Below are 12,250 nucleotides of genomic sequence, written 5' to 3'. Positions count from 1 at the left end.
TCTTACTTCTCCTCGGTGGTGCGGGCGTGGGACACGGCCGGCTCGTTGCCGCCGAGCAGCAGGTAGAGGACGGCCATCCGGATGGAGACGCCGTTGGTGACCTGTTCGACGGCGGTGCAGCGGTCGGAGTCGGCGACCTCTGCGGTGATCTCCATGCCGCGGACCATCGGTCCCGGGTGCATCACGACGGCGTGGTCGGGCATCTTCGCCATCCGGTCGCCGTCGAGTCCGTAGCGGCGCGAGTACTCGCGCTCGGTCGGGAAGAACGCGGCGTTCATGCGCTCGCGCTGCACGCGGAGCAGCATCACCGCGTCGGACTTGGGGAGCGTCGAGTCGAGGTCGTAGGAGACCTCGCAGGGCCAGGTCTCGACGCCGACCGGCAGCAGGGTGGGCGGGGCGACGAGGGTGACCTCGGCGCCGAGGGTGTGCAGGAGGTCGACGTTGGAGCGGGCGACGCGGCTGTGCAGGATGTCGCCGACGAGGGTGATCCGGCGGCCGTCCAGGTCCTTGCCGAGCCCGGTGTCGCGGCCGACCAGGCGGCGGCGCACGGTGAAGGCGTCGAGCAGGGCCTGGGTGGGGTGCTGGTGGGTGCCGTCCCCGGCGTTGACCACGGCGGCGTCGATCCAGCCGGAGGTGGCCAGGCGGTAGGGGGCGCCGGAGGCGCCGTGCCGGATGACGACCGCGTCGACGCCCATGGCCTCCAGGGTCTGGGCGGTGTCCTTGAGGGACTCGCCCTTGGAGACGCTGGAGCCCTTGGCGGTGAAGTTGATGACGTCCGCGGACAGCCGCTTCTCGGCGGCCTCGAAGGAGATCCTGGTCCGGGTGGAGTCCTCGAAGAAGAGGTTGACGACGGTACGGCCGCGCAGGGTGGGCAGTTTCTTGATCGGCCGGTCCGCGACCCGGGCCATCTCCTCGGCGGTGTCGAGGATCAGGACGGCGTCGTCGCGGGTGAGGTCGGCGGCCGAGATGAGATGACGCTGCATCTGTCAGGCTCCGTAGGGCGAGTCATGCGGAAGAGCGGGATAATTCGGGCGGCCGGGCGCGCGTGGGCGCGCCGAGCAGGCGTACGGCACGGGTGGGCGCGTACGCGGTGCTACGGGTGGGCGCCCGGGGCGGCCGGCTTGGCGCCGAGCAGCACGGTGTCGCGGCCGTCCTCCTCGGCGAGCTGGACCTTGACCGTCTCCCGCAGCGACGTCGGGAGGTTCTTGCCGACGTAGTCGGCGCGGATGGGCAGTTCCCGGTGGCCGCGGTCGACGAGCACGGCGAGCTGCACCGCGCGCGGGCGGCCGATGTCGTTCAGCGAGTCGAGGGCGGCGCGGATGGTGCGGCCGGAGAAGAGCACGTCGTCGACGAGGACCACGAGGCGGCCGTCGATGCCGTCGCCGGGGATGTCGGTGCGGGCGAGGGCGCGCGGCGGGTGCATGCGCAGGTCGTCGCGGTACATGGTGATGTCGAGCGAGCCGACCGGCATCGTGCGCTCGGTGATCTGCTCCAGCTTGTCGGCGAGGCGCCGAGCGAGGAAGACGCCGCGGGTCGGGATGCCGAGGAGCACCACGTCGTCGGCGCCCTTGGCGCGTTCGACGATCTCGTGGGCGATGCGGGTCAGGACCCGTGCGATGTCGGGCCCCTCCAGAACGGGCCGGGCCTCGGACGGTGCGCCCTGCTGCCCGCCGTCGTGTGCGGTGTGGTGCTTGTCCATACGAAACGGACCCCCTTCTCCGCCTCACGGGACGGACCTTAAAGGACGTCGGATTTGCGCCACCCAGCGTAGCAGGCGCGCAGAGTCGCCCCGACACCCCCTCGCGTCTCCCCCTCCTCCCCGCACGTCACTCTTCCGCCGCACTCGCGTCACCCGTCCGGACCAACGGCGGGCGAATATCACGGAAGCGTCGGCGCGGACCATTCGGCTTGACGCAGGAGAGTAACGCTGCGTAACCTCACAGTGAGTTACCAGCCGCGCGGCCGACATACAGAGCCGACCGCGTCGACACCTTGTCCCGGGAGCCATATGTCCAGCGAATACGCCAAACAGCTCGGGGCCAAGCTCCGGGCCATCCGCACCCAGCAGGGCCTTTCCCTCCACGGTGTCGAGGAGAAGTCCCAGGGCCGCTGGAAGGCCGTGGTGGTCGGTTCGTACGAGCGCGGCGACCGCGCCGTGACCGTGCAGCGCCTCGCCGAGCTGGCGGACTTCTACGGCGTTCCCGTGCAGGAGCTGCTGCCGGGCACCACTCCGGGCGGCGCCGCCGAGCCGCCGCCGAAGCTGGTCCTCGACCTGGGCCGGCTGGCCACGGTGCCGGCCGAGAAGGCGGGCCCCCTCCAGCGGTACGCGGCCACGATCCAGTCGCAGCGCGGCGACTACAACGGCAAGGTGCTCTCGATCCGCCAGGACGACCTGCGCACCCTCGCCGTCATCTACGACCAGTCGCCCTCGGTCCTCACCGAGCAGCTGATCAGCTGGGGCGTCCTGGACGCGGACGCGCGCCGCGCGGTGGCGTCCCACGAGGAGCTCTGACCTCGCCCACCCCAGCAGAAACGTGCCGCCGGGGTGGCCGGAACCAGACGGTTCCGGCCACCCCGGCGTTTTGCCGTGTCGTGGAGCGCGGCGACTGCCGCCTATTCGCGACGCAGCGAGGGCTTGAGATCCTTCAGCCGGCCGAGCAGACCGTTGACGAACGCCGGCGACTCGTCCGTGGAGAACTCCTTCGCCAGCTGCACCATCTCGTCCAGCACGACGGCGTCCGGGGTCGCGTCGACCCAGACCAGCTCGTACGCGCCCAGGCGCAGGATGTTGCGGTCGACCACCGGCATCCGGTCGAGCGTCCAGTCGACCGCGTACTGCGCGATCAGCTCGTCGATGCGCTCGGCGTGCGCGGCATAGCCCTCGACCAGCTCCATCGTGTACTCGCTCACCGGCGGCTGCCGGGTGTCGGACCGGGAGTGCCGGACCCAGTCGGCGAGCACCGTCAGGACGTCGGCGCCGCGCTGGTCGCCCTCGAAGAGGATCTGGAAGGCGCGCTTGCGGGCCGTGTTGCGAGCAGCCACGGTTAGCTGTTCACCCGGCCGAGGTAGTCGCTCGTACGGGTGTCGACCTTGATCTTCTCACCGGTGGTGATGAAGAGCGGCACGCTGATCTGGTGGCCGGTCTCCAGGATGGCGGGCTTGGTGCCGCCGGTGGAGCGGTCACCCTGGACACCCGGCTCCGTCTCCTTGATGGTCAGCTCGACGGCGGCCGGCAGCTCGACGAAGAGCACCTCGCCCTCGTGCTGCGCGACGGTGGCCTCGAAGCCCTCGATGAGGAAGTGGGCGGCATCGCCGACGACCTTGCGCTCGATGTGCAGCTGGTCGTAGGTCTGCATGTCCATGAAGACGAAGTAGTCGCCGTCCATGTACGAGAACTGCATGTCACGCTTGTCGACAGTGGCCGTCTCGACCTTGACGCCGGCGTTGAAGGTCTTGTCGACGGTCTTGCCGGACAGCACGTTCTTGAGCTTGGTGCGCACGAAGGCCGGGCCCTTGCCGGGCTTGACGTGCTGGAACTCGACGACGGACCAGAGCTGGCCGCCTTCGAGCTTGAGCACCAGGCCGTTCTTGAGGTCGTTCGTGGAAGCCACGGTTGGGGAATCTCCTGGACTGGACTGACGTGGACGACCTCGGGGATGCGCGCACTGGCGAGGCTAGAGCGCGAGCAGCTCCTTGGTCGTGATGGTGAGTAGCTCGGGTCCGCCGTCCGCCTCGGGGCGCACGACGAGCGTGTCATCGATCCGGACCCCGCCCCTACCCGGGAGGTGGACCCCCGGTTCGACGGTGACCGGCACACAAGCGTCCAGTTTACCCATGGCCGCGGGGGCCAACTGAGGGTCCTCGTCGATTTCCAGTCCGACACCGTGTCCGCTGAGGGCCGGGAGGTTCTCCGCGTACCCCGCCGAGTCCAGTGGCTGGCGGGTCGCGCGGTCCACGTCGCGGCAGACCGCACCGGGTACGAGGGCCTCCCGGCCGGCCCGCTGAGCGGCGAAGACGAGGTCGTACAGCTCGATCTGCCAGTCGGCCGGCGAGGTGCCGATGACGAACGTACGGCCGATCTCGCACCGGTAGCCGCGGTAGGTCGCACCGAGGCAGACGGAGAGGAAGTCGCCCTCCTCCACGCGCCGGTCGGTGGGCCGGTGGCCGCGGCACCCGGAGTTCGGGCCGGTGCCGACGGAGGTGGCGAAGGCGGGTCCGTCGGCACCGTGGTCGACCAGCCGGCGTTCCAGTTCCAGGGCGAGGTGCCGCTCGGTGCGGCCCACCAGGATGGACTCCAGGAGCTCGCCGAGGGCCTGGTCGGCGATCTCGGCGCCGATGCGCAGGCAGGAGATCTCCTCCTCGTCCTTGACCACCCGCAACTGCTCGACGGCCTGGCCGAGGTCGGTCAGGCGCAGTCGGGGCGCGACCGAGCGCATGGCGCGGTGCCGGACCACGGTGAGGTGGTGGTCCTCCGTGGCGAGGGACTCGGCGCCCTGGGCCTCGGCGAGGCCGGTGGCGGCGACGGCCGCGTCGCCGCCGGGTCCGGGGAGGGACCGTACCGGCAGTGACTCGTCGGGCCTGGCCCGGTCCGGCCGGTCGTCCGGCGGGCCGGAGCAGACGAGCAGGTCGCCGGTCCTGCCGAGCAGCAGTACGGCGCCGTGCGGGGCGGCGCCCGCGAGATAGCGCACGTTGGCGGGCCGGGAGACGAGCGCCGCCGCGCTGCCGCCCGCGTTGCAGCGTTCCCGTAGGCGTGTCCGGCGGGCCGCGTAGACCTCTGACATGGACCGAGCGTATGAGCTGCGCCGGGGGTGCGCCGCTCGGGTGGGCCGAGTGGGCGGGGCCGGAGAATGCCGGGTGCGCCAGTCGGGGCGGGGGCCCCGGGGTGGCGTCTGCACGCCGGCGGGGCCTCTCGCGCCGCCGGGGGGGCCGCCGCTCGACGCGGCCCCGCGCGCCCCTCGGGCCACCTACCAGTTCGGGGGGCTGGCTATCGAGCGGGAGAGGACCTCGTCGAGGAGGTGGGCGGTCTCCGGGACGTCGAGTTGGGAGTTGTCGATGATGGGCAGGCCCGAGCCGTACCAGCCGGCCATGCGGCCGTGGATGCGGGCGACCTCCTCGTCGGTGAGGCGCCGGTTGCCGCTCCGTTCGGCGTTCCGCTCCAGGACGATGTCCAGGCCCGGCAGCAGGACGACCGGGAGCAGGCCGGGACCCACGTGGCGTTTCCATCCGCCGAGGCCGACGACGGGACGGTCCGGGAAGACCGCGTCGTCCAGGATGCAGGAGATGCCGTTGGCGAGGAAGTTGCGCGCGGAGAAGCCGCAGGTGCGGCGGGCGAGGCGGTACTGCGCCTCGCTGTGCTCGTTCCACCCGGTCTGGGGGTCGGCGAAGCCGGAGCGGACCCATTCGCGGACGTCGTCGAGACTGATGTGCGCGGTGGGGACCCGGCGGTGGTCGGCCCAGTACTTGGCGACGCTGGTCTTGCCGGCGCCCGCGGGGCCGATGAGCAGCACCGCGAGGGTGGTCGTGGTGGGGTCGGGGGCGGCGGTGGCCGGGGGGACGCTGGGCACGGCCACGGGCCCGCCGGGCGGCAGCGGCACATGGCCGGTGGTCTCCGGCACGGGCGGCGCGGACGGGGCGGACGGGGCGACAGGCGGCTGCTGCGGCCCCGGAGCCTGGCGCGGAGCCGCGGACGGCTGCTGCGTTCCCTGCCCCGGAGCCGCGTGCGGCTGCTGCGGCCCCTGGCCCGGGGCCGGACCCGGGTGCGGGGCCGGGGCACGCAGCGGTGCCGTCGGGTACCCCGGCGCCGGAGGCGGTGGCGGTGGCACGGGAACGGGCCCCTGCGGCGGACCCGGTTGGTGTGCGGCCGGGGACCAGCCGACGGCCGGTCCGTGCCCCGGCTGATGGGGCGGCGGCAGCGGAGAACCCACTGCGTGCTGCATCCGGTGCCACTCCGTCTCGTACAGGCGATGGGCGCTGACTGCGGGAGGGGGACCTCCCCGCGCTACCGAACGGTACCGCCCCCGGCCGTCCTTTGGTGAACGGTCGGAGGCGGTACGGAGTGCCCGTCCGGCAGGGCGAATCGGGCGCAAGGTGCGCCGGGGTACTACTCGCCCACCTCGCCGTAGGCGGCGAGGAGGACGGCCGGGTCGGGGCCCTCCAGGACGGTGGGCTTGGCGAGGCCGTCCAGGACGACGAAGCGCAGCACGTCGCCGCGGGACTTCTTGTCGACCTTCATGTTCTCGACCAGCTTGGGCCACTGGTCGTGCCGGTAGTGCAGCGGCAGCCCGACGGCCTCCAGGATGCTGCGGTGGCGGTCGGCGGTGGCGTCGTCGAGCCGCCCGGCGAGCCGGCCCAGTTCGGCGGCGAAGTGCATGCCGACGGAGACGGCGGCGCCGTGCCGCCACTTGTAGCGCTCGTTCTTCTCGATGGCGTGACCGAGCGTGTGGCCGTAGTTGAGCATCTCCCGCAGGCCCGCCTCCTTCAGGTCGGACGAGACGACCTCGGCCTTCACCTTGATGGAGCGCACGATCAGCTCGGCGGTGTGCCGACCGGCCGGAGTGCGCGCGGCCTGCGGGTCGGACTCGATCAGGTCCAGGATCGCCGGGTCGGCGATGAAGCCGGCCTTGATGACCTCGGCCAGCCCGGAGACGTAGTCGTTGACCGCGAGCGAGTCCAGGGCGGCCAGGTCGCACAGGACCCCGGCGGGCGGGTGGAAGGAGCCGACGAGGTTCTTGCCCTCGGCGGTGTTGATACCGGTCTTGCCGCCGACGGCCGCGTCCACCATGGCGAGGACCGTGGTGGGGACGGCGATCCAGCGCACCCCGCGCAGCCAGGTCGCGGCCACGAATCCGGCCAGGTCGGTGCTGGCCCCGCCGCCGACGCCGACGACGACGTCGGTGCGGGTGAAGCCGGACTGGCCCAGCGCCTTCCAGCAGTAGGCGGCGACCTCGGCGGTCTTGGCCTCCTCGGCGTTGGGGACCTGGATGGCGATCGCCTCGTAGCCCTGGCCGGCGAGGTCGGCGCGCAGGGCGTCACCGGTCTCGGCGAGCGCCTCGGGGTGGATCACCGCGACCCGCTTGGCCCCCGTGCCGATCAGGCCGCCGAGCTCGCCCAGGAGCTGACGGCCCACCAGGACCTCGTAGGGGTCGGTCCCCGCGGTGCCGCCGACCTGGATCCGGGTGACTGCCTCGCTCATGCTTCCTTCAACTCCAGTGCGTCCAAAGCGGCCTGGGCCACTTCTTCGGGTGTACGGCCGTCCGTGGCCACGACGGACGCGGCCACCCCCTCGTACAGGTGCCGGCGCGCGTCCATCAGCTCGCGCCACTGCTTGCGCGGGTTGACCGCGAGCAGCGGACGCGCCGTGTTCAGGCCGGTGCGCCTGACCGCCTCCTCGACGTCCATCGAGAGGTAGACGACCCGCCGCCCGGCGAGCAGCGCACGCGTGTCCGCGTCCAGGACCGCGCCGCCGCCGAGGGCGAGGACGCCGTCGTGGCCGGCGAGCGCGGTGCGCACGGCGTTCTTCTCCAGCTCGCGGAAGGCGGGCTCGCCCTCGTCCACGAAGATCTCGGCGATGCTCCGTCCCTGCGCGGCGACGATGTCCTCGTCCGTGTCGCGGTAGCCGACGCCGAGCCGCTCGGCGAGCAGCTGCCCGACGGTGGACTTGCCGACGCCCATCGGGCCGACGAGGACGACCAGCGGTGCCCCGTTCACCGGATGGCCAGGTGGTCGAGGTACGAGGTCACGTTGCGGCGGGTCTCGGCCACGCTGTCGCCGCCGAACTTCTCCGCGACGGCGTCCGCGAGCACGAGGGCCACCATGGCCTCCGCGACGATTCCCGCGGCCGGCACGGCGGAGACGTCGGAGCGCTGGTGGTGCGCCTGCGTCGCCTCGCCGGTGGCCACGTCCACCGTCTGCAGGGCGCGCGGCACGGTGGCGATCGGCTTCATGGCGGCGCGCACCCTCAGCAGCTCGCCGGTGGTCAGGCCGCCCTCGGTGCCGCCGGAGCGGCCGGAGGTCCGGCGGATGCCGTCGGGCGTGCCGACGATCTCGTCGTGGGCCCGGGAACCGGGCACGCGGGCCAGCTCGAAGCCGTCGCCCAGTTCGACGCCCTTGATCGCCTGGATGCCCATGAGCGCACCCGCGAGCCGCGCGTCGAGCCGCCGGTCCCAGTGGACGTGCGAGCCGAGGCCCACCGGCACGCCGTGGGCGAGGACCTCGACGACGCCGCCGAGGGTGTCGCCGTCCTTGTGGGCCTGGTCGACCTCGGCGACCATCGCCTCCGACGCCTGTGCGTCCAGGCAGCGCAGCGGGTCGGCGTCCAGCTTCTCGACGTCGGCCGGCGTGGGGTACACACCCGCCGGGGCCTTCACGGAGCACAGCTCGACGACGTGGCTGACGATCTCGACGCCGGTCGTCTCCTTCAGGTACGACCGGGCCACCGCCCCCAGCGCCACCCGGGCCGCCGTCTCACGGGCCGAGGCGCGCTCCAGGACGGGCCGGGCCTCGTCGAAGCCGTACTTCTGCATGCCGGCGAGGTCGGCGTGGCCGGGACGCGGCCGGGTCAGCGGGGCGTTGCGCGCCAGGTCCGCCAGCACCTCCGGGTCCACCGGGTCGGCCGCCATGACCTGCTCCCACTTGGGCCACTCGGTGTTGCCGACCATCACCGCGACCGGGGAGCCGAGGGTGCGGCCGTGGCGGACACCGCCGAGGAAGGTGACCTCGTCGCGCTCGAACTTCATCCGGGCACCGCGTCCGTAGCCGAGCCGCCGCCTCGCCAGATGGTCCGCCACCATGTCCGTCGTGATCGGCACGCCGGCGGGCAGACCCTCCAGCGTCGCGACGAGTGCGGGACCGTGGGACTCCCCCGCGGTCAGCCAGCGCAACCTGCTCAACGGTGCTCCTCAGTACTCGCGCCCCGGTAGGCCCGTACGCGCCTTCTCCGCGTACGGCGACGGCCCGACCGGGTGCGCGGGCCCCGGTCCGCCGCCTTCGATCCTCCCACGTCCGCGGGCCGGACCCGGCCGCCGGTCCATCAGACGGACGGGCGGTGGGACTCGGGGGGGGCGCCGGTCTAGGTGCGGTTCGCGAGGGCGTGCTCGCCCGCCGTGCGCATCGCGGCGAGCGGGGCCGGGGCGCGGCCGGTCATCTGCTCCACCTGGAGCACCGCCTGGTGGAGCAGCAGGTCGAGGCCGCTGACGACGGCGCCGCCGTACGCCGACCAGCGGGCCGCCAGCGCGGTGGGCCAGGGTTCGTAGAGCACGTCGAAGAGGGTGGCGGGGCGCTCGGGGACGGCGGCGGCGAGTGCGTCGGTGGTGCCGGCCGGGGTCGTGGCGACGACCAGTGGCGCGTGCAGCGCCTGCGCGGCGTCCGCCCAGTCGGCGACGCGCACGTCCACGTCCAGCCGCTCGGCCCAGCCCCGCATCTCGGCGGCGCGCTCCGCGCTGCGGACGTAGACGGCGACCTCGCCGACGCAGATCCTGGCCAGGGCGGCGAGCGCCGAGGACGCGGTGGCGCCGGCGCCGAGGACCGCGGCGCTCTCGACCTTCTCGACACCGTGTTCGCGCAGGGCGGCGACCATGCCGGGGATGTCGGTGTTGTCGCCGGTTCTGCGGCCGTCCGCGCCGAAGACCACGGTGTTCACCGCGTCCACGGAGGCCGCAGTCTCGCTGACGGAGTCGAGCAGCGGGATGACCGCCCGCTTGAGCGGCATGGTCAGCGACAGTCCCGCCCACTCGGGGCCCAGGTCCCGGAAGAAGCCCGGCAGCGCCGCCTCGTCGACGTCGAACCTGCCGTACGTCCACTCCGTCAGTCCCAGCTCCGTGTACGCGGCCCGGTGCAGCACCGGGGAGAGGGAGTGGGCGATCGGGGAGCCGAGCACGGCGGCCCGGCGGCCGTCAGCCGGCGGCGCTGGCAGCATCGAACTTTTCCTTCAGTTTCAGGAACTCGTCGTGTGTTTTGGCGAACTCGGTCTCCTTCAGGCCGTCGGTGGCCACGAAGTAGAACCAGCCGTCCTTCGTCGGGTTCATGGCCGCCTGGAGGGCTTCCTCGCCGGGGTTGCCGATGGGCCCGGGCGGCAGTCCCCGGTTGGTGTAGGTGTTGTACGGGTCCTTGTTGCTGTTGATCTCGGACTCGCTGATGTGGATGTTGCTCTGGCCCATCAGGTAGTTGAAGGACGAGTCGAACTGGAGCTTCTGGTTCGTCTCGTAGTTGTCGGGCTTGAGCCGGTTGTAGATGACCTCGGACATCTTGCGGAAGTCGTCGTGGGTCTTGCCCTCCGCCTGCAGCAGGCTCGCCACGGTGAGCAGTTCCCACGGCCCTTCGAGGCCGAGGCCCGACGCCTTCTTCTCCAGGCCCGTCTTCTCGTACTGCTCGCCGGCACGTGCCACCATCTGCTTCAGCACTTCCTCGGGCTTCTGGCCCTTGGCCGCCGAGTACCTGGACGGGTAGAGGAAGCCCTCCAGCGGGTCCTTCACGTTCGCGTGGTTCAGCGCCCAGTCGGGCAGGCCGAGGCTCTTGTACTCGGACTTGGCGACCTCGGCGGTGGTGCCGTCCTTCACTTCGAGGCGCTTGTCGATGAGCTTGTAGATGTCGGCGTTGCGCTTGCCCTCGGAGATGATCAGGACGCTGCGGCTCTCCGGGCTGAGCAGCAGCTCGATCGCGCTCTTCGCCGACATCTCCTTCTGCAGCGTGTACACGCCGTCCTGGATGGTCTTGCCCTGGGGGTTGCTCTCCTGGGCGGAGATGAAGGCGTCGACGCTCTTCACCACACCCCTGCGCTTGAGCTCCTGGCCGATGATGGATCCGCCGGCTCCCTTGGGGATGGTGACGGTCACCTGCTCGCCGTTGCCGTCCCCGGCGAAGTCCGGGGCCGCGCCGAAACGATCCTGGTAGAACTGGTAACCGAAATATCCGACGCCCAGGACACCGCCGCCCAGAACGACGGAGACGACCAGGCAGGCGCATCCGCTGCGGCGCTTCTTGGGCTTGCCGCCCCGGCCCCGCCGCTCCCCGCGTCCGCCGTCCGCCGCCTCACCGTCGTCGCCGTCGTCGTCCCGGCCGGCGAAGAAGGCGTGTTCCCCCTCGTCGGGGCCCGGGTCCCAGTCGGTGCGCTCGGGCTCGGGCTCGGCACGCCGGCGGGCCGGCGGCTCCGGCGGCGGGTAGGCGTCCGGGGTGCCGTACTGGTCGGGCTGTTCCGGGCCGTAGCCCGCGGCCTGCTGTCCGTAGGGGTCGGACGGGTCGGCCGGGTACTGGGCCTGCGGCTGCGCACCGGTGTCCCAGCCGCCGTTGCCGTACCCCTGCTGCGGCTGGGCCTGGGGGGCGTACTGCTGGCTGTACTGCTGCTGGTCGTACTGCGGCCGGCCGTACTGGTCGTACTGCGGCTCGGGGTGCTGGTGGCCGTACTGGCCGTGGGGCTGACCGCCGCCGTACGCGGACTGGCCGCCGTCGCCCCACTGGGCGTACTGCTGCTGAGCCTGCTGCTCCGCGTACTGCTGCGGCTGGCCGCCGTAGGGGGGCTGCTGGGCCGCCTGGCCCTGCTGCCCGCCCCATCCGCCGTCCCCGTACAACGGGTCTTCCGGATGCCACGGTTCGGAGCCTGGGCCCCGGCCATACTCAGTCATGGATCCCCTAGAGCCGCGAGGCGACGGGGACCGGGGTCCTTGTCGGTCCAAGGGCCCGCTTCCGTTCCGCCTCTTTCTGTGCGGTGGCTGTTCGAATGCCTCCGCATCGCGCGGAACGTTACCGTATCGCGATCAGATGACCACTTCGACGCCCTCACCGGGCGGGCTGCCTGACACCCGTTCGGATTCCAGTGCCTGCTGAAGGATGATCACAGCGGCGGCCTGGTCGATGACCGACCGCCCCTTCTTCGACCGCACTCCCGAGGCGCGCAGTCCCTGACTGGCGGTGACCGTGGTCATCCGCTCGTCCACGAGGCGGACCGGGACGGGTGCGATGCCCCTGGCCAGCTCCTGCGTGAAGCGCCTGACCTTGGCCGCGGCCGGGCCCTCGCCCCCCTTGAGGGAGCGGGGCAGGCCGACGACGACCTCGATCGGCTCGTACTCCCCCACCAGCTGCCGCAGGCGGCGGTGCGCGGCGGGGACGTCGCGGCCGGGGACGGTCTCCACCGGGGTGGCGAGGATCCCGTCGGGGTCGCACGAGGCGACCCCGATCCGGGCGTCCCCGACGTCGACGGCCAGGCGCCGTCCGCGGCGCATCGCCGGGCCGGCCACCGGGTCGTCCGCCCGATCGCCGG

13 protein-coding genes are annotated in these 12,250 nt (G+C 72.3%); 1 reads left to right on the top strand and 12 read right to left on the bottom strand.

Annotated elements, in window-relative coordinates; genetic code table 11:
* Positions 1-2 precede the first annotated feature (2 nt).
* Both IG94_RS0115065 and pyrR read right to left on the bottom strand, forming a co-directional pair.
* Positions 3-983 carry an aspartate carbamoyltransferase catalytic subunit gene (locus IG94_RS0115065; protein ID WP_031035753.1) on the bottom strand — a complete coding sequence of 327 codons (981 nt, stop codon included), beginning with the start codon at positions 981-983 and terminating at the stop codon, positions 3-5.
* Positions 984-1,093: 110 nt separating this feature from the next.
* Entirely contained in the window at positions 1,094-1,699 is a 606-nt protein-coding gene (gene pyrR / locus IG94_RS0115060; RefSeq protein ID WP_031035751.1) for a bifunctional pyr operon transcriptional regulator/uracil phosphoribosyltransferase PyrR, read from the bottom strand.
* A gap of 309 nt (positions 1,700-2,008) precedes the next feature.
* Here pyrR and bldD point away from each other — a divergent pair, with 309 nt between their 5' ends.
* Positions 2,009-2,512: a transcriptional regulator BldD gene (gene bldD / locus IG94_RS0115055; RefSeq protein ID WP_031035750.1), complete on the top strand. Its 504-nt coding sequence runs from the start codon at positions 2,009-2,011 to the stop codon at positions 2,510-2,512.
* Between the two features lie 101 nt (positions 2,513-2,613).
* Here bldD and nusB read toward each other — a convergent pair whose 3' ends face one another.
* The 10 genes from nusB to ruvX all read right to left on the bottom strand — a co-directional run bounded on the left by nusB (position 2,614) and on the right by ruvX (position 12,212).
* Positions 2,614-3,042 carry a transcription antitermination factor NusB gene (gene nusB / locus IG94_RS0115050; RefSeq protein ID WP_031035749.1) on the bottom strand — a complete coding sequence of 143 codons (429 nt, stop codon included), beginning with the start codon at positions 3,040-3,042 and terminating at the stop codon, positions 2,614-2,616.
* 2 nt (positions 3,043-3,044) lie between these two features.
* Positions 3,045-3,611 (bottom strand): elongation factor P, encoded by a 567-nt coding sequence (efp, locus tag IG94_RS0115045; protein WP_031035748.1) that lies wholly within the window; start codon positions 3,609-3,611, stop codon positions 3,045-3,047.
* A gap of 63 nt (positions 3,612-3,674) precedes the next feature.
* Positions 3,675-4,781, bottom strand: coding sequence for an aminopeptidase P family protein (locus IG94_RS0115040; protein WP_031035747.1), 1,107 nt, complete (start codon positions 4,779-4,781; stop codon positions 3,675-3,677).
* A 183-nt stretch (positions 4,782-4,964) separates the two neighbouring features.
* Positions 4,965-5,936 (bottom strand): Pro-rich N-terminal domain-containing protein, encoded by a 972-nt coding sequence (locus IG94_RS39950; protein WP_063763387.1) that lies wholly within the window; start codon positions 5,934-5,936, stop codon positions 4,965-4,967.
* Between the two features lie 164 nt (positions 5,937-6,100).
* Positions 6,101-7,192 carry a 3-dehydroquinate synthase gene (aroB, locus tag IG94_RS0115030; protein WP_031035745.1) on the bottom strand — a complete coding sequence of 364 codons (1,092 nt, stop codon included), beginning with the start codon at positions 7,190-7,192 and terminating at the stop codon, positions 6,101-6,103.
* Positions 7,189-7,671, bottom strand: a complete 483-nt coding sequence (locus IG94_RS0115025) for a shikimate kinase (protein WP_107060568.1) — start codon at positions 7,669-7,671, stop codon at positions 7,189-7,191. The genes aroB and IG94_RS0115025 overlap by 4 nt, the downstream gene beginning before the upstream one ends.
* 32 nt (positions 7,672-7,703) lie before the next feature.
* On the bottom strand, positions 7,704-8,888 hold the full coding sequence (gene aroC, locus IG94_RS0115020; RefSeq protein WP_031035743.1) for a chorismate synthase: 1,185 nt from the start codon (positions 8,886-8,888) through the stop codon (positions 7,704-7,706).
* 179 nt (positions 8,889-9,067) lie between these two features.
* Positions 9,068-9,913: a shikimate dehydrogenase gene (locus IG94_RS0115015; protein WP_211269669.1), complete on the bottom strand. Its 846-nt coding sequence runs from the start codon at positions 9,911-9,913 to the stop codon at positions 9,068-9,070.
* Positions 9,891-11,615, bottom strand: a complete 1,725-nt coding sequence (gene mltG, locus IG94_RS0115010) for an endolytic transglycosylase MltG (protein WP_043483658.1) — start codon at positions 11,613-11,615, stop codon at positions 9,891-9,893. Before mltG ends, IG94_RS0115015 begins: the two co-directional genes overlap by 23 nt.
* A gap of 132 nt (positions 11,616-11,747) precedes the next feature.
* Positions 11,748-12,212 (bottom strand): Holliday junction resolvase RuvX, encoded by a 465-nt coding sequence (gene ruvX, locus IG94_RS0115005; RefSeq protein ID WP_031035740.1) that lies wholly within the window; start codon positions 12,210-12,212, stop codon positions 11,748-11,750.
* Positions 12,213-12,250 lie beyond the last annotated feature (38 nt).

Source organism: Streptomyces olivaceus (assembly GCF_000721235.1).
Lineage (GTDB): Bacteria > Actinomycetota > Actinomycetes > Streptomycetales > Streptomycetaceae > Streptomyces > Streptomyces olivaceus.
Note: the sequence above shows the minus strand (reverse complement) of the source record. Positions and strands in the feature narration are given on the sequence as shown.